Genomic DNA, 24,503 nt, shown 5'->3' with positions numbered 1-24,503 from the left:
TTGAAAGGCATCATCATGACACAAACGATAGCTCCGACGCGAAATCTAAAGGCCGCACGATTTTATGGCGGGTTCTTCATTCTTACTTTTTTGGCCTACGGAATTGGCAGTGGTATCGTGGATACAGCGCTGGCTGGCGGCAGTCCGTTGGCTGATTTGGCGGTAAGCTCAACCCTTTATATATCCGGTGTTGGATTGATGACGATCCTGCACACAATCGCCAACATGATACTTGCAACAATTATGTTTTGCATCCTCGCTCCATATGCGCGTTTTCTCTCCGCTGGCTATTTTGGCGGTGCAATTATTGCAACGACAGCTCTACTGGTGGGTGGTGTATTCCTAAGTCTTGTGGTGCCGTTGAGCGGCGTTGCAGATGTCGACCCGGAACAAGCTGCCCTGTGGGTTATGCTTTTATCAAAAGCAAATTTTTACGCCTATCAAATCGGTATGACCCTTTGGGGCACCGCTGGCATATTGATGTGCATCGTGCTTTTCCGCACACGTTTGGTGCCGCGGCTTTTCTCGATCTGGGGCCTGATCGGGTATACGATCTTTATCATTGGCACGGTGTCAGAACTTTACGGCAGCGGCATTGGCGTCATGTTATCTTTACCCGGCGGATTGTTTGAAATTGGCATGAGCATTTGGTTGATCATCAAAGGGTTTGACTATCAACATGTTGGCGATACCGAATAGGGCGTCAGACTAAGCGGCGGAACTCTCGATCACCGTTTCAAGGCTGGACTTAATATGTTCAGCCAAAGCGTTGTAAATGCCGCCATATGCGTTGCTGGCACGCAGCATGGCGATGTCGGCATGGGGCAAATCGGGCATGCCGTCGTTTGGTCCCAAAATGCGCATTTCTGGGGTTAGCGAGCTTTCAGTGAGCAGGCCAACTGCGAGCCCAGCATGGACCGCGCTGGTAATCGCCGTCGCGTTGGACGAGGTATATGCGATGCGAAAGTCGATATTCGCCGCATTTAGCGCATCGTCCGCCGCAAGGCGCCAGCAGCAATCTTTGTTGCCACAAGCAATGGGAACAGGTGTAAGTTCAGCCGCTTTTGAGTTCTTGCCCACCACCCAATGCATCGGTTCAGATCGCAGCAATTCACCGAATTTCTGATTGGTGCCTTGGGTGAAAATGATCATGTCATATTTACCTGACCGAACACCGTCCAATAGGTCTTCAGATGGTTGGCATTTAACGTCGATCTGAATTTTGGGGTGCGAATGTTGAAATGAAGACAACAGAATAGGCAACACCCGCACGGCATAATCGTCTGGAATGCCAATATGGATGGTGCCAGATAAGTCTTCTTTTGAAAACAAATCGACAATGTCGGCGTTGATTTGCAACATGCGTCTGGCGTTGTGATAAAGGGCTTCACCTGCATGGGTTACCGTGACGCGTCTACCTTCGCGCGCCAGCAACGAGGTGCCCAGCCGTTCTTCAAGCCGTTTGATTTGCATTGAAACCGCAGACTGGGTTTTAAACACCCGCTTTGCAGCTTCAGTGAAACTGCCGCAGTCTGCAATCACCGCGAATGTTTGTAATTGGTCCAAATCGAGAGGGCTTGCCATTGTCATCACCAAAATTGATCGTAACTATAAGTTCTATTTGTTAGACGAATGATCGATTTGTCAATATCCTCCAAGAAGTAATCTACCTTTGCCATTAAGATTGGCAGTCATTCACAAATGGAGATTTGATATGGCGTATGTGTCTACACATCGTCGTCAGGGCTTCAGCTTCGGCATTTCCCAGCTGATGATACTGGCGACACATGTTTCACTTTTTTGGGTTCGCGTGGTGCAAACCTACAATCAGCAAAAAACGCATAAGGTCCTAAAGGGCCTAAGTGCTGAGCAGCTCAATGATATTGGGCTGAGCCGTGAAAATGTGCGTGAGCTGGTTCAGGTCGGTAGAGACCAAGCTGTGTGGCGCTTAAACAGCGCGCGGAAAAAGGCCAGCGGCCTTTAATCCCATTTATCCTATTTACCTTCTAACCCCCAACTTGGCCGAGCCCACAGTTCAAACTGTCGGTTCGGTCCTTTTTTAGGGTCTAGACCCTAAGCGGCAGGAGAGGGCTCAGCTTGTGTCGCTTGCTCTGCAGTTAGTTTGCGGATCAAGGCAAATGCCGCAATGATGGGTACAACACCAAACAGCGCAGCACCGGCGGCAATACCCCAATAAATGCCGGGTAGGCCAGCCCATTGCGCACCAAAATAAACAAACGGAACAACGCCCAATGTCTGCCGTGCCCAGTTGAACATGGTGGCATATAGCGGTTTGCCAAGGTTGTTAAACGCGGCGTTTGAAACAAACATCAAGCCATTGAACAAGAACGATCCAGCCATCACCACGCAGAACAGGCGTATGACCAACGCCATGTCGCCGGTAGCATTGTAAGTGCGCACCACAAAGTCTTGTGCAAGGAACAATAGCGACCAGGCGATCAGCACGTAGACGAGGTTGAATATCACCCCGTCGGTTAGCGCTTGACGCACACGGTCCATTTTAAAGGCCCCAAAGTTTTGCCCAATAATAGGCCCAACCGCGCCAGAAAGGGCAAAAATAACACCGAAGGCAAGCGGCACCAGACGATCAACAACCGATTGGCCGGCAATCGCTGCATCGCCAAAATCTGCCACAGCTTGAGCGATCAAAAAGGCACCCACGGGCGCGGCTAGGTTTGTTGCAACAGTCGGCAAAGCGATTTTAAGAATGTTTTTTAGGTCTTTAAAAAAGCGATCAAGCGTCGGCAAAGCAACCATATTGTGAATGCCAATGACGAAATATAGACCCAAAGCCGCGAACGTGATGCGCATAATTGAGGACACAACAGCCGCGCCAACAACATCCCAGCCAAGTACGAAAATGAATATCGGGTCGAGCGCAGCAGTTAGCGCGCCGCCGATCAAGGGCAAATACATCGAGCGTTTTGCATCGCCTTTGGAGCGCAACAATCCCATCGTGACCATACCCACGCCTAAAAATGGCATGGTTGGTAGAACGATAAACAGATATGTCCGCGCGTATTCCAGCGCTTGGCCTTCGGCTTTTAATTGCGCCATAAACCAATCGGTGAGCAAAAACCCAATAATAGTGACAATGGCACCGAACGCGAATGCCGAAATAAGCGACGTGCCCGAATAGGATCGTGCCGCTTCCTCGTCGCCAGCTCCAATCGAGCGGGAAACCATTGCAGATGCGCCGATCATAAATCCAACAGAAAGGCCAATCACGAAACCAAGGACATAGCTTGCTCGGCCGACCGCCGCCGTTTGCGCAGCGTCATTAAGTTGAGAGATGTAAAACAACGTGATGGCATCAACAAAGAAAATGGCCATCAACCCAATCGCCGAAGTTGTGGTCATCACAACCACATGGCGCATGGTTGAACCTTCAGTGAAAACGGCTTTCATGCCATTTGTTGCTGGCTTCGACATATATCAGCTTTCTTTTGAAGGCTGCACTTTCGCACCGCCAGAACAGAACAGGCGCCATAAATGGTCTTTTGTTGCCAAAAGATCAAGTCATGAAGTCAGGGTAAATCGTGTGGATGCCGATGTGGGTGCCGATTATGGCAGTTTGTCGAACCCGTCACCCAGTCCGAGAAGTGAAACGGGGATGCCGATGCCTTCTTCAGGGGTTTTAAACACGACAAATAGAGCCGAAGTGCCGGTGCGTAACTGCGCCAATAGCGCATCATCTAACACAACTTCCGCCATGCAGCCGTTTGGCAAACAGCGAATGAAGGGCGCACGGCCTTGATCTTTACCGTCAAGCACCAAGCCGAGTTCGTTTGGCAGCAAAATGCCCAACGGGGCTAAAACCCGCAATAGTCGCGCTTGCCCGTCAGCCGTTTTCAGCACGATGACACTCAGCGCAACGCCGGGTTGATCGTCAGCCGTAACATTTTGAATAAGTGCGCACTGCTCAAAGCTCGCACCTGGAGGTGTGTCACAAGTGAGCTGCCAATCCCCATATTGGGCACGAACGATGCCTTGGGCATTTGCGCCAAAGGTGGAAAGAACTAGAAGGCCTACGAAGCCAACGAAAACAGCAAAACGAGCGAACAAAGCGATTCCCCAAAAAAGGTTCCGATTGGAAAGTGATATGGTTTTGTGCGTTGAGAACCAAATAGTCAATTTCAACATCACACTTCTTAACGCATATTTTTGGTCTTTAGATTGCGGCATGAGGATGGCCTTGGGTGGGATTTTGGCCAAAACAACCTAAAACTGTGCATTTTTATGTGTTTGGGAGATTATGCCGCACTGTTTCTCATTCAATTGGAATTGCGCAATCTGTTCTGATATGGTTTACGTCAGCAATGAGATTCTGCCTGATTTGGGGATGTGCGAATTGACAAGAGGAGTCTACTCCACTTATGCGTATGTTCAGCTATTAGGCTTTAAACATGTCGCAAAGGGAGACTGACGTGAGCAGCATTTTCGCACGTCTGGCTAAAGTCACAACTGCAATCATCGCCTGGGCCTTGCCCGCAACCGCTTTTGCCCAAACCGCTGGTGATCCAGTAACTGGGCAACCAACGGACGGGGCGATTGGGTTTCAGCCATCTGTAACCACCATTATGGATAGCACAGCAGCGTTTCACGACGGTCTGTTGATGCCGATCATCGTTGTAATAACACTTTTCGTAACAGCGCTTTTGATCTGGGTCATGTTTCGCTACAACGCGAAGGCAAATCCAACACCATCACGCACCACGCACAATACGTTCATTGAGATTGTTTGGACAGTTGTTCCGATTTTGATTCTGATTGTCATCGCAATCCCATCTTTTGGGGTGTTGGCAGATCAGATGATCACACCGGATGGTGAGCGCAAATATTTGGGCAGCTCAATTTTCTCACGCGAAAATGGCGAGCAAGTACCAGCCGCCGAAGTCACAATCACCGCGACCGGTTACCAATGGTATTGGGGATTTGAATATAACGACCTTGATGGCGCTTCATTCGACTCGATCATTTTGAGCGATGACGAAATCGCAACATTGAAACCGGGTCAGCCTAAACTTTTGGCCGTGGACAACGATTTGGTTGTTCCAGTGGGCACAACAGTTCGTATGCTTGTTACAGCAGCTGATGTTATTCACGCATTTGCAGTGCCTGCTTTCGGTGTCAAAACAGATGCGGTACCGGGCCGGGTCAACGAAACGTGGTTCAATGCGCGCAAAGAAGGCATGTATTACGGTCAATGTTCAGAACTTTGCGGAAAAGACCATGCCTTTATGCCAATCGCAGTACGCGTAGTGTCTAAAGAAGACTACAAAGCTTGGTCTGAAAAGCTAAAAGCAGAAGATGACGTTGAAGCAGCCAATATGATTTTGGCCGGCTTGAAATAACGCATCAAATTTATGAATTGGGGCTCTTCGTCTTTTTGGGCGAAGAGTTGAATGGGAAAGAGGCAAGGAAAGCAAATGGCGACTGCAACTGCTGACCAAAAGTCACATGGCGATGCGCACGCAAACCCTACGGGTTGGAAGCGCTATGTATATTCAACAAACCACAAAGATATTGGTACAATGTACCTTATCTTCGCGATTATTGCGGGGATTATCGGTGGCGCACTCTCAGGCGTGATGCGCTGGGAACTTGCAGAACCGGGTATCCAGATTTTCCCGGGTCTCGCCTCTATGGTTTATGGCCATGAATGGCAAAGCGCCGCGGCGCTTGATGCAGGCAAGCACATGTATAATGTGTTCACCACCGCACACGGCCTTATCATGGTCTTCTTCGTGGTTATGCCAGCCCTCATCGGGGGCTACTCCAACTGGTTCGTGCCATTGATGATTGGCGCTCCGGATATGGCATTCCCACGGATGAACAACATTTCATTCTGGCTTTTGCCTCCAGCGTTTATTCTGTTGTTGATGTCAATGTTCTTTGAGGGCCCTCCGGGCGGCATGGGCACGGGCGGTGGTTGGACAGTTTATCCACCACTTTCAACATCAGGTCAGCCTGGCCCTGCGATGGACTTCGCGATCCTGTCGCTTCACATTGCAGGTGCATCTTCAATTCTTGGTGCCATCAACTTCATCACAACAATCTTCAACATGCGTGCCCCAGGCATGACGTTGCACAAAATGCCATTGTTCCCATGGGCCATTCTTGTAACAGCGTTTTTGTTGTTGCTTTCATTGCCTGTTCTGGCTGGTGCGATCACCATGCTGCTAACAGACAGAAACTTTGGCACGACGTTCTTCGCCCCTGAAGGCGGCGGCGATCCAATTCTGTTCCAGCACTTATTCTGGTTCTTTGGTCACCCTGAAGTGTACATTATGATTTTGCCGGGCTTCGGCATTGTTTCCCACATCGTGGCGACATTCTCCAAAAAACCAGTATTTGGCTATTTGGCGATGGTTTATGCGATGGTTGCGATTGGTTTTGTGGGCTTCATCGTGTGGGCACACCACATGTACACAACCGGCATTTCACTTGATACGCAGCGTTACTTCGTGTTTGCGACTATGGTTATTGCGGTGCCAACCGGCGTGAAAATTTTCTCTTGGATTGCAACAATGTGGGGCGGGTCGATTTCCTTACGTCCGCCAATGCAATGGGCCATCGGCTTCATCTTCTTGTTCACCGTTGGTGGCGTGACAGGTGTTGTTTTGGCCAATGCTGGTGCTGACCGCTCGTTGCACGATACCTATTATGTTGTGGCGCACTTCCATTACGTGCTGTCGCTTGGTGCTGTGTTCTCGATCTTTGCGGGTTGGTATTACTGGTACCCAAAAATGTTTGGTCACATGTATTCAGAAACACTTGCGACCATCCATTTCTTGGTGATGTTTGTTGGCGTGAACCTGATCTTCTTCCCCCAACACTTCCTTGGGCTGAACGGTATGCCGCGTCGTTACATCGACTATCCAGAGGCGTTCGCGCAATGGAACATGGTGTCTTCTGTTGGTTATCTGATCACATTGTTTGCTGTGCTTATCTTCCTTTACACGGTATTCGATGCGGTACGGAAAAAACGTCCAGCTGGGGATAACCCATGGGGCGAAGGTGCAACCACATTAGAGTGGACATTGCCTTCACCACCACCATTCCACCAGTTCGAAACACTACCAAAAATCAAGTAGTGAATTTTTATCCCGCCGCGCACTTGTGCGGCGGGAACAAGCCCATCAGGGCAAAACCAGTTTAGGTATGATGCGATAATGGCATTTGTCAGCGACCAAAATGAAAGCCCACTTTACTCTTCCGCGGATGTGGAAGACTATTTTGCGTTGCTTAAGCCGCGGGTTATGTCGTTGGTCATTTTTACAGCCATTGTTGGTCTACTGGTTGCGCCGGGCGCTGTTCATCCTGTGATCGCATTCACCGCCATTCTATGCATCGCCATTGGTGCAGGTGCATCAGGCGCGCTGAACATGTGGTATGATGCGGACATCGACGCGGTGATGAGCCGTACCGTAAACCGCCCTATTCCTGCTGGTAAAGTCACTAAAAACGAAGCCTTGGCTTTTGGCTTGGTGCTTTCCGTATTCTCTGTTGTAACACTTGGCCTTTTGGTCAATTGGGTTGCTGGCGGATTGCTGGCTTTCACCATTTTCTTTTATGCTGTGATTTACACCATGTGGCTAAAGCGTTGGACACCGCAGAACATCGTTATCGGTGGCGCGGCTGGTTCTTTCCCCCCAATGATTGGCTGGGCCGCTGTCACTGGAACCATCACGCTTGAAAGTACGATTCTGTTTCTGATTATCTTTTTATGGACGCCGCCTCATTTCTGGGCGCTGGCGCTTTATAAAAAGGGTGACTATCACGAAGCGGGCATTCCTATGTTGCCCAATGTCGCCGGTGAACGCGCGACCCAAAATCAAATTCTCATCTATTCATTTTTGCTGGCCGCAATTGCAATCGCGCCGACTTTGATCGGCTTCGCGAGCCTTGCTTATGGCGCAGCTGCTGCATTGCTAAGCGCTGGATTTGTGTTTTACGCCGTTAAGCTGTGGCGCGAAAACGATCTTGTGAATTTGAAGAAATCTGCGCGCAAGCTGTTTGCCTTTTCGCTTGTCTATCTGTTTGCAATCTTTCTTGTGTTGCTCGCAGACATAAGTGCAACCAAGATCCTTGGAGGATTGGTTTAATGTCAGAAATGTCAGCAGAACAAATTGAAGAACTCAAAAAGCGTCGTCGCAAACGTTCGATTGCCCTTGGCATTGTTTTGGGTGCTTTGGCGATCCTGTTTTATGCCGTGACCATCGTTAAGATCGGTCCTGCGATCTTCCAACGTCCACTTTAGGAACAACAGCCCGTGGCAAACGTAAACCTTACCGCCCCAGTACCAAATCCAAATAATCGCAAGCTTGCGATTGTTTTGGTATTGGTTGTGGCCAGTATGGTGGGTTTGGCATACGCGGCTGTGCCAATTTACAAGATATTCTGCCAAGTAACCGGCTATGGCGGCATCACCCAACGCGTTGACGGAGATGCCGCGGTTGGCATTATTGACCGCGAAATGGGTGTGCGCTTTACCGCTAGTATTCATGGCGGGCTACCCTTAAAGGTTGAACCCGCAAAAATATCGATTGATAAAATCGGCTCTAAAGTAACCGTTATTTATACGGCGACGAATTTAAGCGATCAGCCCTTGGCAACAACTGCCGGGTTTAATGTGGCACCTGCTGTGGCAGGGTCATATTTTAACAAGATCGAATGTTTTTGCTTCACCGAGCAAACTTTGGCACCAGGTGAAGTTAAGGAAATGCCGGTGATCTACTATTTAGACCCGGAGTTGGATTTAGACAAAGAGCTTGATACGGTAAAAGAAATCACGCTCTTTTACGCATTCTATGCTTCGTAAAGATTGGGAGAAGCTTAATGGCGGCACACGCTAAAAATCACGATTATCACTTGGTTGATCCAAGCCCATGGCCCTTTATCGGCTCCGTTTCTGCTTTTGTGATGGCCGTAGGCGGCATCATGTGGATGCGCATGGACGTTCCGTGGGTCTTTCTGATGGGCCTCGCAGGCGTGCTTTACACCATGTATGGTTGGTGGGCAGACGTGATCAAGGAAGCTCATTCTGGCGATCACACCCCAGTTGTTCAATTGCACCACCGCTACGGCATGATCTTGTTCATCGCCTCAGAAGTGATGTTCTTCGTAGCTTGGTTCTGGGCTTATTTCGATGCGTTCTTCTATTACGATGAAATTCAGCAATTTGGCCGCGTTGCCGCAACGGGCGGCCATTGGCCACCAACTGGTGTTGAATTGTTTGACCCCTGGCACTTGCCGATTTTCAACACATTGCTGTTGCTGACATCAGGCATGACAGTGACGTGGGCGCACCATGCAATGTTGGAAGACGACCGCGAAAGCCTTAAATGGGGTTTGATTTTGACCTGCGTTCTAGGCGCCGTATTTACAATTGTTCAAGCGATCGAATACGGAACTGCCGGGTTCAGCTTCTCTGGTAACATCTACGGCGCGACATTCTTCATGGCGACCGGTTTCCATGGCTTCCATGTTTTGGTCGGTACGATCTTCCTGCTGGTTTGCTTGTTCCGGGCGCTTAATGGTCACTTCACACCTAAACAGCATTTGGGCTTCGAATTTGCCGCTTGGTATTGGCACTTTGTTGATGTGGTCTGGTTGTTCCTATTTGCTGCCGTTTATGTGTGGGGCTCATGGGGCGTCGCAATTAGCCACGGCTAAACCGATAATGTTGAATTTAAGGCGCGGGAAATGCTCCCGCGCCTTTTTTGTTTGTTGGTTCGTTTCAACATGTTGAACCAACTTTTAAACCCGACTTTTAGGCGAACATAATGTCAGAACGTAAAGGCCGTAATTCCACATTGGGCACCATCCTGTTTATGGCAGGTATGCTTGGCGCTGCGCTTTTGTTCGCAACGCTTGGATTTTGGCAAATGGAACGTTTGGGCTGGAAAGAACAGCTCATCGCGACAGCAAAAGCGCGTTCGTCGACACCCGCCGTGGAAGTACCGCCTCAAGCGACATGGAGCACGCTCGATCCACAAAGCGTTGATTTTCAGCCCGTAACATTGAGCGGGCAGTTCCTAGATCATAGCGAAGCGCGGGTCTTTATATCCTTGCCGAAGAAAAACGGACGCTATGGCGGCCCCGGCTATTGGATCGTGACCCCGTTCGAATTGACAGCCGGTGGTATTGTCTACGTCAATCGCGGGTTTGTGCCCCAAGAACTTGCCTTCAACGCTGGGTATGAAACGGCACCTACTGGACCCATGCAGATATCAGGTGTCTTGCGCCGTGCGGAGCGGGTTGGGTCTGCGACCCTTGAACCAGATTTGGCCAAAAACGTGGATTGGGTGATCAACCCCGAACGGCTGGCTTCAGTTCTGTTTAGCGATCTAGGCACCGTCGCGCCATTTTATGTCCATTGGCAGCCAACTGACGCGTCAGCACTGCCACAGCCTGCACAAACGGGCGAAGTAGAGTTTCCAAACAAGCATCTGGAATATGCGCTAACGTGGTTCGCCCTAGCGTTGTTGACCCCCATATTGCTGATTTTTTGGCTGCTCCGCCGCAGAAATCTTCAAAAACTTGCAACTGACGAGAGCGCGGACTAGTGTGCGCCCGAATAAATTCACGGATTGAATAATGCAGTATATCAGCACACGCGGCCTCGCGCCGCGCTTGGGATTTTGTGACGCAGTATTGGCCGGATTGGCACGCGATGGCGGTTTGTATCTACCTGAAACATGGCCGCAGATCGATAAAGACCAAATTGCTGCAATGGCCGGAAAACCGTTTGCCGAGGTTGCGTTTGAGGTGATTTCGCCATTTGTTGATGGTGAAATACCGGAAGATAAATTGCGCACAATGCTCAACGAGGCATATGGCACTTTCAGCCATGAAGCTGTTGCACCACTTATCCAAACCGACAATGGCCATTTCGTGCTCGAACTGTTCCATGGCCCAACTTTGGCCTTCAAAGACGTGGCGATGCAGTTCTTGGCGCGGGTGATGGACCACATTCTTGGCGAACGTAATCAGCACGCCACCATTGTGGGTGCGACATCTGGGGATACGGGTTCTGCTGCGATCCAAGCGTTTCGCGGGCGTGAAAACACCGACATTTTCATTCTGCACCCTAAGGGCATGGTTTCCCCCGTGCAACAGCGCCAGATGACAACTGTGCTGGATGCAAACGTTCATAATATTGCAATTGAAGGTAACTTTGACGATTGCCAAACCATCGTCAAAGACATGTTCAACAACCATCATTTCCGCGATAGCGTTAGCCTTTCAGGCGTTAACTCGATCAATTGGGGCCGGATTGTTGCGCAGGTGGTGTATTACTTCACATCTGCAGCGGCGCTCGGATCACCACATCGCGAAGTGAGCTTTACCGTTCCAACAGGTAATTTTGGCGATGTGTTCGCTGGGTTCGTTGCCCAAAAGATGGGACTGCCGATCAAGCAATTGATCATCGCCACCAATGAAAATGACATTTTGCGTCGCACCATGGAAACAGGGCGATACGAAATGGACGGGGTTTCTGCCACTACAAGCCCGTCGATGGATATTCAAATTTCGTCCAACTTTGAGCGGTTGTTGTTTGAAGCCAATGACAGAAACGCCGAAGAAACAAAAAACCAGATGGATGGCCTAAAGCAATCGGGCAGCTTCGCGCTTTCTGAAAAGGCGTTGAAAACCATCAAAGCTGGGTTTGGGGCAGGGACCTCAAATCAGGCTGAAACAGCCGCTGTTCAACAAACTGTGCTCGCCAATGCGGGCTATTTGATGGACCCGCATACAGCGGTTGCTTATAAAGTGGCGCAAGAATTTGCTGCAAGCGATGTGCCGATGATTACTTTGTCGACCGCGCACCCCGCAAAATTTCCGGCAGCCGTAAAGTCTGCCACCAACGTTGATGCGGCACTGCCCGCCTCACTTTCTGACCTTTATGAACGCGAAGAGCGTTTTGAAGTTTTGGAAAACGCACAAGATACGGTTGAGGCTTTTATCAAAAGCCGCGCCCGTGCCAATAAGGAGCAATAATTTGCCAGTTCGTTCTACCACTCTTGATAATGGCATGACCGTTATCACCCATTCAATGCCAAGCCTTGAAAGCGCGTCTGTTGGCGTGTGGGTGAAAGCCGGTTCGCGTTGCGAAAATGAAGATGAACATGGCATTTCACACCTTCTAGAACATATGGCTTTTAAGGGCACAGCAACCCGATCAGCTCGCGATATTGCCGAAGAAATCGAAACGGTAGGCGGCGATGTCAACGCAGCCACCAGTGTAGAGAATACCGGATATTTCTCGCGCGTCTTGAAAGAAGATGTTGGGATGGCGGCGGATATCCTGTCCGATATCTTGCAAAATTCGCAATTTAGCGAAGAAGAATTGCAGCGCGAAAAACACGTCATCGTTCAAGAAATTGGCGCAAGCCACGACGCGCCAGACGATTATGTTTATGACCTGTTCCAAGGTGCAGCATATCAAAATCAACCCATCGGCCAAAGCATTTTGGGCACCGTTGAGTCGGTTGAAAGCTTCACCCCGGACGCCATTCGTTCCTATATGGACCGCACCTATGTCGGCGATCAAATGGTTATGGCCGCTGCCGGTAACGTCAATCATGACGAGCTGGTTGATATTGCCACCAAAAAATTTGATGGCTTGAAAGCAACAGGCGCACCAGCACCGGTTGAAGCAAAGTTCGACGGCGGCGATATTCGTCTGCAACGCGAACATGAACAAGCACATGTGCTGATCGGCGTTGAGGGCCGCGCCTACCATTCAGATGGTTTCTATGCGAGCCAGATTTTGGCCAGTATTTTGGGCGGCGGTATGAGTTCGCGCCTGTTCCAGGAAGTGCGCGAAAAACGCGGCCTTTGCTATTCCATCTATTCATTCCATTGGGCATTTGCCGATAGTGGCATTTTCGGCGTTTCAGCTGCGACTGGGAATGAAGATCTGGGCGAATTGGTGCCGGTGGTTTTGGATGAACTTAAACAGGCCACACTTGATATTAGTGAAAAAGAAGTCGTGCGGGTGCGTAACCAAATCCGTGCAGGCCTTTTGATGTCGCTTGAGCGTCCATCTTCGCGTGCAGGCCAGTTGGCTCGTCAGCAGCTTTTGTGGGGACGTCCTATCCCGCTAGAAGAAACAATTGAACGCATCAACAATATTGACGCCACCCGCGTTATGGAAGTGGCCGGTCAGTTGTTTAATGGTGCAAAACCGGTTGTTGCTGGCATTGGCCCGATGGCAAACTTGCCAGAATATGACAAGATTGAAGAACAACTAAAGTTCTAATCAATCAGGTTGGGATATAGAATTGCTACGCGCCCTTTTTAAAAAAGGTCATCCGATCGAGCTTGCCGGAAGTGGCTTGCTTTTGCGCGTACCTACTTTGGCCGATTATGAGCAATGGCGCGCGCTAAGAGAAAATAGCCGCGCCTATCTTGTTCCATATGAACCCACTTGGAGTGACGTTGAGCTTGCCCAATCCTCGTTTCGGGAACGGGTGCGGCGGGCCGAGCGTGAGGTAATGGAAGAAAAAGCTTTTGCCTTTTTCATTCATGATATTTCAGGGGATCAGCCTGTGTTGGTTGGTGGCATCAACCTTTCAGATATCCGCCGCCGCGTCGCGCAAACGGTCAATATCGGCTATTGGATGGGCGAAACCAAAGCGAACAACGGCACGATGACCAAGGCGCTTGCCACAACCTTGCCATTTATCTTTGATCAACTTGGACTTCATCGTGCGAACGCTGCGTGTCTTGTGGACAATACCCGCTCAATTCGCGTGTTGGAAAAAAATGGGTTTGTTCAAGAAGGTAAAGCCGAGGGTTACCTAAAAATAAATGGGAAATGGCGCGACCATTTGCTGTTTGGCCTTACAAAAGAACGATTTGAGTTAAATAGAACCGACAAATAAATGTAATAATCCACCATAACTGGTTGAAGCTGTGGCTAAATCTCGCTACGAAAAAGGCCATTGGGAGTAACTTTATGCGTCTTGAGTGGTTGCAACGTGCCGTTTTGGCCTTGGTCGTGCAAATAATTTTTGCCCTGACAAGCCTAAATGCGTTTGCGTTAGAAACAATTGCAATCCCTGAAAATGTAGGCGCATTGGACCTTTCCAACGCACTTGAATATCGCGAGGCGAATAATGGTCGGGTTCAATTGTCCACCGCGCCTGACGCTGATGGCATTGTGCGCCGGATCGAAGTGCTGGCCACCGAAGAGGGGACTAACCCCAATTGGGCCTTGATCGCGATCACCAATCAAAATGATGTGCAACTTGAGCGCTTGCTCGTGGCACCTCATTTCAGCTTGCCGGGTTCCGGGGTGTTTTCTCCAGACCTTGGTGGCGACCGTATTAACGTCATCACGCCAAGTGAAGGGTTTCGGCCTGTTCGGGTTGAAGACCGCGAAGCGGATGTTTTTTCGATCACGGTAGATCCGGGCGCTACAGTTACGCTCATCCTTGAGCTAAAAGGCAAGGCAGTCCCAGAGTTTTACATGTGGGAGCCAGCGGCTTATGGCGACTATGTAAGTTCGTTTACCTTGTTCCGGGGCACCCTGTTGGGCGTTTCAAGCCTGTTGGCGGTGTTCTTGACCATCATGTTTGTTGTGAAGGGCCGGGGCATGTTCCCCGCCGTTGCCGCCTTTGCTTGGTCAGTTTTGTTTTATTTGCTTGTTGATTTCGGGCTGCTCACAAGCTTGTTTGAACTGGCTCCAAATCAAGTGCGAACCTCAAGGGCAACTGCTGAGGCGGCGCTTGCAACAACGCTATTTGGCTATTTGTTTATCTACTTAAACCTGCACCGTTGGCATTTGCGCTTCCTGCATCTTGCGCTGGCCATCGCCTTGGCGCTCACGGCGTTGATGGCGCTGGCGTTTTTCCAACCGGTTTTGGCCATCGGCATTGCGCGCGCCATCTTGGCGATTGTTGGGCTATTCGGCATTGTCGTCGTCGGGTTCTTGGCCATTCGAGGTTATGACCGAGCGATCATGATCGTGCCGACATGGATCATCACCGTGGCATGGCTGGTGTTCGCGTTCATGGTGGTTTCAGGTGGCGTGGACAATGATATTGCCCAATCCGCCGTTGCTGGCGGTTTGGTTCTGATCGTTATGCTGCTGGGGTTCACCGCCATTCAACACGCGTTTACCGATGGGCAAGTGGCCGTCGGGCAGGTGTCCGAAGTGGAACGCCGCGCGTTGGCGCTCGTTGGCAGTGGTGACTTTGTATTTGATTGGAATGTTGATAGAGACCGTGTTTCCGTTTCCGATGGCTTGATGACACGTCTGGGCGAGGCAAACGGCAGTTTGCAGGGCGCAATTAAGGGCTGGCTTGATCGGTTGCACCCCGAAGATAGAGATCGTTTTAGAACGGCCCTCGATACACTCGTTGAACTCAAGCGCGGCAAGGTTTCAAGCGATTTCCGCATTATGGCCCATGATGGCGGTTATCGGAATTTCCGGCTGCGGGTAAAACCCGTCATCGGCAATAATGGCGATGTAACCCGCTGCGTGGGGACGTTGCAAGACGTAACCGGCGAACGCAGTGCTCGTGACCGTTTGATGCATGATGCGGTTCATGACAGTCTTTCTGGCTTGCCAAATAAAGAATTACTTCTGGATCGGCTTGAACGCGCGCTGATCCGTTCTAGAGAAGAAAAAGAAAACAAGCCTGCCGTATTCCTTGTGGATTTGGACGATTTTGGCAATCTGGATGAGCGCATTGGCCATGTGGCCGCCGATTCAGTGCTGCTTGCCGTGTCACGTCGCCTCGCGCGGTTGATGCGCCCCTTAGATACATTGGCGCGGATCAATGGTGACCAATTCGCGGTGGTGCTTGTATCAGAGCAGAGCGCGACTAAAATCGCCGGGTTTGCAGAACAAATGCGCAAATCAATCCGAGAGCCGATCAAGTTCGGTAATGACGAACTTTCAATCTCAGCCTCAATCGGCGTAACGATTTACGACAATAAGCCCAATAGCTCCGCAAACATCTTGCGCAATGCGGAATTGGCCATGATGTACGCCAAGCGCATGGGCGGCGACCGCATCGAAGCCTTCCGCGCAAATACCAGCGAGTTGGGTGTTGCAGCAAATACATTGGATATCGATTTGGAACGCGCAATTGATCAGCGCGAATTACAGATGTATTTCCAGCCGATTTATGAACTGGCGACAGACAAGCTTGCCGGTGCAGAAGCATTGATGCGCTGGCACCACCCAAATCGTGGCGCGATTAGCCCAGAGGAATTTATCCCGCTGGCTGAACGCAGCGGATTGATTGAACGGCTGGGGCAGGTGGTGATCGAGCAAACAGCTATCCAGTTGCGCAATTGGATGAGCGCGTCTGAATTGCCAAAGAACTTCTTTGTGTCAATTAATCTTTCCGCCCAGCAACTCTCGAATGACAATTTGCTCAACGAAATGCGCACCATGATTTCTACCCATGGTGAGATGGTCGACAAAATGCTGCTTGAAGTCACTGAGAGCCAAGTGATGATGAGCCCAGAACATTCCGCTTTTGTGCTTGATGCACTTAAGGGCATGGGGTTCAGGCTCGCGCTAGACGATTTCGGTGTTGGGCATTCTTCACTGTCCTATTTGCACCGCTTCCCGTTTGATTTTGTCAAAATTCCATCGACATTTGTGCAAATGGAAGAAAACCACGGCATATCGCAAACCCAAATGCCGATCATGCGGGCCGTGATTAATTTGGCCAAAGAACTGGACCTCAAAGTGATCGCCGAGGGTGCTGAAAGCGATGCTGAAGTGGAACGGCTTAAGTCGCTTGAATGCCGCTATGTGCAAGGATTTGCATTCTCAAAGCCGGTTTCCGGCGCAGAAATGGCGCATTTGCTGAAGAAAAACGCTCGGTTGTTAGGTGAGAACAGCTAGGCGTGTCCCGCCGTGCTGGACAAAAAAGCAAGATCAATGCCGATATTCTTTAGGGCCTGATTGTAACGTTTATCCATTGGGGTGGTGAAAATCAGGTCCGACGATGCTGGTGTCGTTAGCCAGCCATTATGCCCGATTTCATTCTCAAGTTGACCTGGCTCCCAGCCGCAATAGCCAAGCGCAAGCAGCGCGTGAGACGGGCCGTCACCATCCGCCATGGATTTCAAAACATCCATGGTTGTTGAAAGGCACAGATCGCCAGCCACGTTCACCGAGTGCTCATCGCTTTCAAAGTCTGAAGTGTGCAAAACAAATCCGCGACTGGTGTCAACAGGACCACCAACAACGATAGGTTGGTTATAGGCAGAGTTTGACTTAGAGCCATTCTCTTTGATTTTGATATCGAACTGAGCCATCAAATCGGCAAACTGCAAGTCTGGCATCAGTTTATTGACCACAAGTCCCATGGCCCCATCCTCCTCGCTATGCGAGCAAATATAGACAACTGTCCGCGCAAAGCGGTCATCGTCTGTATCTGGCATGGCCACCAAAAACTGGCCGCGAAGGGAAAAACTCACCAAACTACTCCTGTTAACTTGAGTTTCGTCATATTGAGGCTACGCGCAAGAGGTAAAATTTCGATCACCAAAAGCTGATCGCAACTTTCTTCCGTTTTATCCAATTTCGGTCTATCAAAGCCCTATGTACACGAAAAACTTATGCCAATTGGCACTATTCGCCCTCGTATTGTTCCTCGCCGTGTCACAATCTGTCTACGCAAATCAAACAGCGTGGACTGAAATTGCACCGGGCGCAAAGATGCGGCTGATCTCCACCAACAAATTATCTGCCGATAATGAGGTCACCGCCGCCATTGAGATGCAGCTCGCGCCCGGGTGGAAAACCTATTGGCGCATCCCGGGTGAAACTGGCATTCCAATGGTTGCCAACTGGAACGGCTCGCAAAATGTTGGCGCGACGACATTCCATTGGCCAATGCCCAAACGTTCGCTGGCATATGGTGTGATGGATTATGTCTATGAAGGCGATGTCACCATTCCTTTAACCGTGCAGCTCGACAGCCCAAACGAACTGGCGCAGTTAGCGGGCCAGATCAATTTGGGCGTGTGCTCAGATATTTGTGTGCCGGTATTATGGAAGGGCGCGCTTGAAATTGATACCGAAAAGCCTGCCGCAGGCCATGCATTTAGACTTATGTCCGCCAGTGCAAATGTGCCAAAAGCCGATGAGCGTCCAAACGCCCCTTTTGAAAAGGTCGGGTATGACAAACTGAGTGACAAACTGGTTTTTCAGCCGGCAAATGACCCGTTGAGCAATTCAAGCTTAATATTTGATTTACCAAAAAGCTCGCTTTTGTTCGATATGCCTCATTCTCGTCCAGAATCTGGAACTATGACTATTGCAGCATTAAGCCGATTTGATCTATCTAGCTTGGTCGGCAAACATGTTCGTCTAACTTATGATAGTCAGGACGGGCCTTTTACCAAACTTGTTGCGGTTAAAGCTGTAAGAATTGTCGACGGCGAACTGAATTTTAACTAACAAAAACCATCCTGCGCACGCGTTGCGGTATAAAATTTACGGAATTGGGAAACACATGACACTGGCAATTGGCGACAAACTACCATCCATCACCGTTAAATTGATGACACCGGTTGGGCCTGAAGACATAAATTTTGCTGACTACGTGGCCGAAGGAATTAGTGTTCTATTCTGCGTTCCTGCCGCATTTTCGACCACTTGTCACAATAATCATTTGCCGGGCTTTATCGGAAATATTGATAAATTTGCATCATTGGGTGTTAACCGTGTAGCGTGCCTTTCAGTCAATGACCATTTTGTCATGTCTGCTTGGGCTGAGCAAACAGGGGCGATGGGCAAGATTGATATGATCGCCGACGGCAATGCCGAATTGGCGGTTGCCATGAAGTCTCAACTGGACGCAAGTGGCGGGGGAATGGGAACACGGTTTACACGATGCGCCTATATTGTAAAAGATGGCATTGTCGTACGTGCGTTCCAGGAAGAAAATTTGGGTGTTGCTGCGCAGACCGGCGCAGATAGCCTTTTGGCTGCGATGGAAGAATTTAACGCTGAGTGATCTGCGTTAGTCGAGATAAAGAGTGAGTAGCAAAATGTTGGCCAAAAAATCGGCAATGAAATTGGGCAAATCAATCGCGGTTATTGCAACCGCGGCATTGTCTTTAAGTGCTTGTGTTGGGTCATTTGCAAGCGGCAAAGACGACAAACAATATCTTGATAGTTCTGCTTCTCGCACTGAAATCGCCAATTCAGCACCATCAGCTTTCCCAATTGTTGCCAGTGAATGCCCTGAAATTCGCGTTCGCCAAGGCGCTGAAGCCTATGCGATTTATGCCAAAGGCCAATCTGGAAACGCCAAGGCACTTCGTTATCAAGCTGTGATCGATAAACAATCGCGCAATTGTCTTGTTTCAAACGGATTAATTACCGTGAAAATGGGTGTCGTCGGGCGCTTGTTGGCTGGACCAAAAGGCGGCAGTGACACGGTGAATGTGCCGCTTCGTTTCGCAGTTGAGCGCGATAGTCTTGCGGTTTTCTCACAAAAGTACGATATCCCCATCACAATTACCCCACCAAGTCAGGGCGAAGAATTCGTCAAAGTCGTCGAGAATGTAGCGATTCCCTATGTTGGTGGCGAAGAAATCATCATTTGGGTTGGATTTGATCCCAAAGGATAAGCTCAAAGTGATTGACCTTGCGCCAATTGATAGCTAATTTGGCGCTGCATTTGCGGGAGAGACTGGTCTTCCAGCGCCGAAGGAGCAACCGCCCCGGAAACTCTCAGGCAAAAGGACCGCATGCACAAAAAACTCTGGAAAGCGGAGATGGCAACTGTCATTTCCCACCGAAGGACGTAGCCGAGAATTCGTTCTCGGGAAATCTCTCAGGTCTACCGACAGAGGGGGCGCCGATGCGACACTGGTTGGTCGCGCTGGTTCCTGATGTCGAGATTTATGAGGGATAAAATGGCTGGGGCTTCTACAGAAAATCTATTCACAACACCATTGAACGACACCCATATTGCATGGGGCGGTCGCATGGTGGGTTTTGCCGGATACTCAATGCCGGTGCAATATAAGGGCCTTATCGCCGAGCACGAACATACACGTAGTGCCGCGAGCCTTTTTGATGTTTCACACATGGGACAGGTGGTTGTTACCGGGCCAGATCATGAAACAACAGCACGTGCGCTGGAAACATTGATGCCGGGCGACCTTGTTGGCCTTAAGCCGGGTGAAATGCGCTACACGCTTTTGCTCAACGACAAGGGTTGCATCGAAGACGATCTAATCGTCACGCGCCCTGGCGAAGAGGGCACCGATGGGATGCTGATGATCGTGTTCAATGCGGGCCGCAAAGATCATGACGTTGCTATTTTGCGAGAAAATCTTGACCCAAGCCTAAAAATTGAAACGTTTTGGGATAAAGCATTGGTCGCGCTTCAGGGGCCAAAAGCCGCTGATGTTCTCGCGCGTTATTGCGATCTACCATCAAAACTCAGCTTCATGAATGCCGCAGCAACGACCATTGAGGGCATGGACGTTTACGTCTCGCGTTCCGGTTATACGGGCGAAGACGGGTTCGAATTATCAGTTGATGCGAACAATGCTGTGAAGCTTGCAGAATTGCTTGTCAGCAATGACGAAGTTGAGCCCGCAGGGCTTGGCGCACGGGATAGCCTCCGCCTTGAAGCGGGGCTTTGCTTGTATGGCCACGATATGGATGACCAACGTGACCCGATCAGCGCTGGCTTGATCTTTGCCATTGGCAAAGGACGTCGCGTTGAGGGTGGTTTCCCCGGTGCATCTGCAATTCAAAAAATCATCAAAGACGGCGCGCGCGAAAAACGTTCAGGCATTCGTTTTGAAGGCCGCATGCCCGTGCGCGAAGGCGCTGAAATCGTTGATGCAGACGGCAATAAAATTGGCGTTGTGACATCTGGCACCTTCGGCCCCACCATTGGTGCGCCGGTGGCATTTGCCTATGTACCAGCAGAACTCGCAAAAATTGGCACTGAATTAACAGCCACGGTTCGCGGTAAAGCCGTGAAGGGCGTTGTTGAAAAACTACCGTTTACACCAGCAAACTACGTGCGGCTGTAAAAGAATATAGCGGACCTAAAGGGGGACCAAATGAGCAATACACGTTACACAGAAGACCACGAATATATCTCAGTTGAAGGCAATATCGGCACAGTTGGTATTTCCAATTTTGCTCAAGACCAACTTGGTGATGTTGTGTTTGTTGATGTGCCAGAAGTTGGCGCAAAGTTCGCTAAGGGCGACGAAGTTGCTGTTGTTGAATCAGTTAAAGCGGCGTCAGAAATTTACGCACCTGCATCAGGCACTGTAACAGCGGTTAACGACAAGCTTGCGGACGAGCCAGGTCTTGTAAATTCAAGCCCTGATAAAGATGGCTGGTTTTTCAAAATCGAACTTGATGATGCTAGCGAACTTGACGGTTTGTTGGACGAAGACGCCTACAAAGCGCACGCACAAGCTTAAAAGTTAAAGGGTAATTCTATGCGTTATCTCCCGCATTCAAATAGGGACAGAAAAAAGATGATGGATGCCATTGGCATTCAATCATCCGATGAACTGTTCGCAAAAGTGCCAAACAAAGTGTTCAACAACGCTTCGTTTGATTTGCCAGATCACCAACCTGAATTTGCCGTCGAGGCAACTATTCGTAAGTTCGCCAATAAGAACCGTGCGGCAGGTGATGGGCCATTTTTCGTGGGAGCAGGCGCGTATCGCCACCATGTTCCAGCAAGCGTTGATCATTTGATCCAGCGTTCTGAGTTTTTGACCGCCTACACGCCGTACCAACCTGAGATTTCTCAGGGTACGTTGCAAATGTTGTTTGAATTTCAAACACAGGTCGCAAACCTAACCGGCATGGAAGTGGCAAACGCCTCCATGTATGACGGATCAACTGCCGCGGTAGAAGCCGTGTTGATGGCGCGCCGTCTTAAGCGTCGTCCGGGTATTGTCATCTCTGGCGGTCTTCACCCTCAATATCGCGACACTATTGCGACCTATATGGGTGATGATGAGGGCTTTCATTGCCTACCAGCCGATCCAACGGCGAACGAAGACATCATCGCTCAAATTGATGACACAACAGCCGCTGTTGTGGTGCAGTCGCCAGACTTTTACGGCAACTTGCGCGACTTGCGCCCAATTGCTGAAGCAGCCCATGAAAAGGGCGCTCTGTTGATCGCTGTTTTCACTGAGGTAATTTCGCTGGGTGCAATCGAGTCTCCGGGTGCGCAGGGTGCCGACATTGTGGTTGGCGAAGGCCAGTCCATTGGCAATCCTTTGACCTTTGGTGGACCCTATGTTGGTCTAATGGCGACCCGCCCGAACCTTGTGCGGCAAATGCCGGGTCGTGTTTGCGGTGAAACCGTGGACGCAGAAGGCAATCGCGGGTTTGTGCTAACGCTTTCAACCCGCGAGCAACATATTCGTCGCGACAAAGCCACATCAAATATTTGTACCAACTCCGGTCTTTGTGCATTGGCGTTTTCCATTCACATGACATTGCTTGGCCAACGCGGTCTTGGTGAAATGGCTGCACTCAGCCATCAACAAGCCTATAAAACCGCTGATGCGCTTTCAGCAATTGATGGTGTTGAGTTGGTGAACGCGCATTATTTCAACGAGTTTACGCTTCGTTTGCCAAAAGCAGCGGCGCCGATTGTTGAAGCGTTGGCAGATAAAGGTGTGCTTGGTGGTGTGCCGGTTTCTCGGCTCGAGCCAGGTAAGCCTGAGTTGGAAAACTTGCTTGTTGTCGCCGCGACCGAGCTAACAAGTGATGCAGACATTGCGGCCTTCGCCGCAGCATTGAAGGAGGTCATCTGATGTTGAATAATCAAGGCCGTCCAACAAACGTTGATAATGTGAACTCAAATGTGAGCCAGTCAAACCGCTCCGCATTGCTCCCTTCAGAGCCATTGATCTTTGAAGTAGGCGATCACAATAAAACAGGTGTCGATCTTCCGGCAACAGACAAAGACTATGCGCCTCGTCTGGGTAAATTTGCGCGCCAAACACCGGTCAACTTGCCGGGTTTAGCTGAACCACAATCCATGCGCCATTATGTGCGCATGAGCCGGTTGAACTATTCAATCGACGCTGGGTTCTACCCTCTTGGCTCATGCACCATGAAGCATAACCCGCGCCTAAATGAAAAAATGGCACGTCTTCCGGGCATTGCTGACATTCACCCCTTGCAACCACAATCAACCGTGCAAGGCGCGATTGAATTAATGGAAGAATTGGGCCGTTGGTTGATGGAATTGACCGGCACTGGCGCTGTGGCAATGGCGCCAAAAGCTGGCGCGCATGGCGAAATGTGCGGCATGATGGCGATCAAGGCTGCACACAAAGCAAGCGGCCAAAGTCATCGTAACCTTGTGCTTGTGCCTGAGAGCGCACACGGCACAAATCCAGCGACCGCGGCATTCCTTGGCTACAAAGTGAAGGAAATTCCAGCACGCAAAGATGGCACAGTTGATGTTCAAGCGGTAAAAGACGCCTTGGACGAAAATGTTGCCGGTATCATGCTGACCAACCCAAATACATGCGGTTTGTTTGAGCCTGACGTGATTGAAATCGCTGATGCGGTGCATGAAGCTGGTGCATATTTCTATTGTGATGGCGCGAACTTCAACGCCATTATGGGCGTCGTTCGTCCGGGTGATTTGGGCATCGATGCGATGCACATCAACTTGCACAAAACCTTCTCCACACCGCATGGTGGTGGTGGACCAGGTGCTGGCCCGGTTGTGTTGTCTGACGCGTTGGCTCCATATGCGCCGCTGCCATATGTAAAACGTGATGGCGACAAAGCTTCACTGGTTGAAAACCAAGATGGTAGCGATGACCACCTTGGCCGCATGTCAGCGTTTCACGGTCAAATGGGCATGTATGTACGTGCGCTAACGTTCAAGCTTTCACACGGTGCCGACGGACTGGCGCAAGCCGCCCGTGATGCTGTGTTGAATGCGAACTATCTGAAAGCCCAGCTGTCAGACATGTTCAACGTACCGTACGATGGTCAGCCATGTATGCATGAAGTGTTGTTCGATGATGCCAGCCTAAAAGGCACTGGTGTTTCAACGCTTGATTTGGCCAAAGCGATGATTGACGAGGGGTATCACCCCATGACCATGTATTTCCCATTGGTAGTGCATGGCGCGATGTTGATTGAACCAACCGAGAGCGAAAGCTTACACACGTTGGACGAGTTCATTGGCACAATGCGTGAATTGATGACGGATGCCAAAGCGGGCAACATCGACCGTTTTGTCAACGCACCGATGAAAGCGCCAATGCGTCGATTGGATGAAACACAAGCTGCCCGTTCACCACATTTGCGGTGGAACGAGCCAGAGGTTGATGCAGCTGAGTAGCTAACAAGCAATCAAAAGAACAAAGAGCGGCAAAACAATAATAAGTAGCCGCTTTCTTAGGCGGTGGGTTCTGCAGAACCCACCGCCTTTATTTTTGCCTAAATTCTGAGCGGCTCTTTGACC

The 24,503-nt window shown here is 50.1% G+C and carries 24 protein-coding genes and 1 riboswitch; of the genes, 20 read left to right on the top strand and 4 right to left on the bottom strand.

Going from position 1 to position 24,503, the window contains the following annotated elements:
- Positions 1 to 15: 15 nt before the first annotated feature.
- Complete coding sequence (locus ACSHWX_RS14700; RefSeq protein ID WP_435668984.1) at positions 16 to 699, top strand: DUF4386 domain-containing protein; 684 nt, start codon at positions 16 to 18, stop codon at positions 697 to 699.
- A gap of 9 nt (positions 700 to 708) precedes the next feature.
- Here ACSHWX_RS14700 and ACSHWX_RS14695 read toward each other — a convergent pair whose 3' ends face one another.
- Positions 709 to 1,584 (bottom strand): LysR family transcriptional regulator, encoded by an 876-nt coding sequence (locus ACSHWX_RS14695; RefSeq protein WP_435668983.1) that lies wholly within the window; start codon positions 1,582 to 1,584, stop codon positions 709 to 711.
- A 130-nt stretch (positions 1,585 to 1,714) separates the two neighbouring features.
- On the opposite strand from ACSHWX_RS14695, the gene ACSHWX_RS14690 reads away from it, so the two are divergent.
- The gene (locus ACSHWX_RS14690) at positions 1,715 to 1,984 is read left to right on the top strand and encodes a hypothetical protein (RefSeq protein ID WP_435668982.1); all 270 of its coding nucleotides are present in this window, start codon (positions 1,715 to 1,717) and stop codon (positions 1,982 to 1,984) included.
- Between the two features lie 89 nt (positions 1,985 to 2,073).
- Here the strand turns inward: ACSHWX_RS14690 and ACSHWX_RS14685 are convergent, their stop codons facing one another.
- Both ACSHWX_RS14685 and ACSHWX_RS14680 read right to left on the bottom strand, forming a co-directional pair.
- Positions 2,074 to 3,453 carry an MATE family efflux transporter gene (locus ACSHWX_RS14685; RefSeq protein WP_435668981.1) on the bottom strand — a complete coding sequence of 460 codons (1,380 nt, stop codon included), beginning with the start codon at positions 3,451 to 3,453 and terminating at the stop codon, positions 2,074 to 2,076.
- A gap of 132 nt (positions 3,454 to 3,585) precedes the next feature.
- A complete protein-coding gene (locus ACSHWX_RS14680) occupies positions 3,586 to 4,086 on the bottom strand; it encodes an invasion associated locus B family protein (protein ID WP_435668980.1) in 501 nt (166 codons plus the stop codon).
- Between the two features lie 362 nt (positions 4,087 to 4,448).
- On the opposite strand from ACSHWX_RS14680, the gene coxB reads away from it, so the two are divergent.
- From coxB to ACSHWX_RS14625, 11 genes are all read left to right on the top strand, one after another.
- Entirely contained in the window at positions 4,449 to 5,375 is a 927-nt protein-coding gene (coxB, locus tag ACSHWX_RS14675; RefSeq protein ID WP_435668979.1) for a cytochrome c oxidase subunit II, read from the top strand.
- 75 nt (positions 5,376 to 5,450) lie between these two features.
- Complete coding sequence (ctaD, locus tag ACSHWX_RS14670; RefSeq protein ID WP_435668978.1) at positions 5,451 to 7,118, top strand: cytochrome c oxidase subunit I; 1,668 nt, start codon at positions 5,451 to 5,453, stop codon at positions 7,116 to 7,118.
- Positions 7,119 to 7,196: 78 nt separating this feature from the next.
- Positions 7,197 to 8,129, top strand: a complete 933-nt coding sequence (locus tag ACSHWX_RS14665) for a heme o synthase (protein ID WP_435668977.1) — start codon at positions 7,197 to 7,199, stop codon at positions 8,127 to 8,129.
- Entirely contained in the window at positions 8,129 to 8,284 is a 156-nt protein-coding gene (locus ACSHWX_RS14660) for a hypothetical protein (protein WP_435668976.1), read from the top strand. The genes ACSHWX_RS14665 and ACSHWX_RS14660 overlap by 1 nt, the downstream gene beginning before the upstream one ends.
- A gap of 12 nt (positions 8,285 to 8,296) precedes the next feature.
- On the top strand, positions 8,297 to 8,845 hold the full coding sequence (locus tag ACSHWX_RS14655) for a cytochrome c oxidase assembly protein (protein WP_435668975.1): 549 nt from the start codon (positions 8,297 to 8,299) through the stop codon (positions 8,843 to 8,845).
- 17 nt (positions 8,846 to 8,862) lie between these two features.
- On the top strand, positions 8,863 to 9,699 hold the full coding sequence (locus tag ACSHWX_RS14650; protein WP_435668974.1) for a cytochrome c oxidase subunit 3: 837 nt from the start codon (positions 8,863 to 8,865) through the stop codon (positions 9,697 to 9,699).
- 110 nt (positions 9,700 to 9,809) lie between these two features.
- Positions 9,810 to 10,592 (top strand): SURF1 family protein, encoded by a 783-nt coding sequence (locus tag ACSHWX_RS14645; RefSeq protein WP_435668973.1) that lies wholly within the window; start codon positions 9,810 to 9,812, stop codon positions 10,590 to 10,592.
- Between the two features lie 31 nt (positions 10,593 to 10,623).
- The gene (gene thrC / locus ACSHWX_RS14640; protein ID WP_435668972.1) at positions 10,624 to 12,027 is read left to right on the top strand and encodes a threonine synthase; all 1,404 of its coding nucleotides are present in this window, start codon (positions 10,624 to 10,626) and stop codon (positions 12,025 to 12,027) included.
- A gap of 1 nt (position 12,028) precedes the next feature.
- Complete coding sequence (locus tag ACSHWX_RS14635) at positions 12,029 to 13,291, top strand: M16 family metallopeptidase (RefSeq protein WP_435668971.1); 1,263 nt, start codon at positions 12,029 to 12,031, stop codon at positions 13,289 to 13,291.
- Positions 13,292 to 13,313: 22 nt separating this feature from the next.
- Entirely contained in the window at positions 13,314 to 13,916 is a 603-nt protein-coding gene (locus ACSHWX_RS14630) for a GNAT family N-acetyltransferase (RefSeq protein ID WP_435668970.1), read from the top strand.
- A gap of 74 nt (positions 13,917 to 13,990) precedes the next feature.
- Complete coding sequence (locus ACSHWX_RS14625) at positions 13,991 to 16,900, top strand: EAL domain-containing protein (protein WP_435668969.1); 2,910 nt, start codon at positions 13,991 to 13,993, stop codon at positions 16,898 to 16,900.
- On the opposite strand, the gene ACSHWX_RS14620 is transcribed toward ACSHWX_RS14625, so the two are convergent.
- Positions 16,897 to 17,478 (bottom strand): YqgE/AlgH family protein, encoded by a 582-nt coding sequence (locus ACSHWX_RS14620; RefSeq protein ID WP_435668968.1) that lies wholly within the window; start codon positions 17,476 to 17,478, stop codon positions 16,897 to 16,899. The two genes, ACSHWX_RS14625 and ACSHWX_RS14620, sit on opposite strands and share 4 nt — an antisense overlap.
- A gap of 124 nt (positions 17,479 to 17,602) precedes the next feature.
- On the opposite strand from ACSHWX_RS14620, the gene ACSHWX_RS14615 reads away from it, so the two are divergent.
- The 7 genes from ACSHWX_RS14615 to gcvPB all read left to right on the top strand — a co-directional run bounded on the left by ACSHWX_RS14615 (position 17,603) and on the right by gcvPB (position 24,380).
- Positions 17,603 to 18,463, top strand: coding sequence for a protein-disulfide reductase DsbD domain-containing protein (locus tag ACSHWX_RS14615; RefSeq protein WP_435668967.1), 861 nt, complete (start codon positions 17,603 to 17,605; stop codon positions 18,461 to 18,463).
- Between the two features lie 55 nt (positions 18,464 to 18,518).
- Positions 18,519 to 19,022: a redoxin family protein gene (locus ACSHWX_RS14610; RefSeq protein ID WP_435668966.1), complete on the top strand. Its 504-nt coding sequence runs from the start codon at positions 18,519 to 18,521 to the stop codon at positions 19,020 to 19,022.
- Positions 19,023 to 19,056: 34 nt separating this feature from the next.
- Entirely contained in the window at positions 19,057 to 19,641 is a 585-nt protein-coding gene (locus ACSHWX_RS14605) for a hypothetical protein (protein ID WP_435668965.1), read from the top strand.
- A 43-nt stretch (positions 19,642 to 19,684) separates the two neighbouring features.
- Positions 19,685 to 19,770: riboswitch (glycine riboswitch) on the top strand.
- Between the two features lie 159 nt (positions 19,771 to 19,929).
- On the top strand, positions 19,930 to 21,066 hold the full coding sequence (gcvT, locus tag ACSHWX_RS14600; protein ID WP_435668964.1) for a glycine cleavage system aminomethyltransferase GcvT: 1,137 nt from the start codon (positions 19,930 to 19,932) through the stop codon (positions 21,064 to 21,066).
- Positions 21,067 to 21,096: 30 nt separating this feature from the next.
- Positions 21,097 to 21,468 carry a glycine cleavage system protein GcvH gene (gene gcvH, locus ACSHWX_RS14595; protein ID WP_435668963.1) on the top strand — a complete coding sequence of 124 codons (372 nt, stop codon included), beginning with the start codon at positions 21,097 to 21,099 and terminating at the stop codon, positions 21,466 to 21,468.
- 18 nt (positions 21,469 to 21,486) lie between these two features.
- Positions 21,487 to 22,827 carry an aminomethyl-transferring glycine dehydrogenase subunit GcvPA gene (gcvPA, locus tag ACSHWX_RS14590; protein WP_435668962.1) on the top strand — a complete coding sequence of 447 codons (1,341 nt, stop codon included), beginning with the start codon at positions 21,487 to 21,489 and terminating at the stop codon, positions 22,825 to 22,827.
- Positions 22,827 to 24,380, top strand: a complete 1,554-nt coding sequence (gcvPB, locus tag ACSHWX_RS14585; RefSeq protein ID WP_435668961.1) for an aminomethyl-transferring glycine dehydrogenase subunit GcvPB — start codon at positions 22,827 to 22,829, stop codon at positions 24,378 to 24,380. Before gcvPA ends, gcvPB begins: the two co-directional genes overlap by 1 nt.
- Positions 24,381 to 24,503 lie beyond the last annotated feature (123 nt).

Source organism: Maritalea sp. (assembly GCF_051251695.1).
Classification (GTDB): domain Bacteria; phylum Pseudomonadota; class Alphaproteobacteria; order Rhizobiales; family Devosiaceae; genus Maritalea.
Note: the sequence above shows the minus strand (reverse complement) of the source record. Positions and strands in the feature narration are given on the sequence as shown.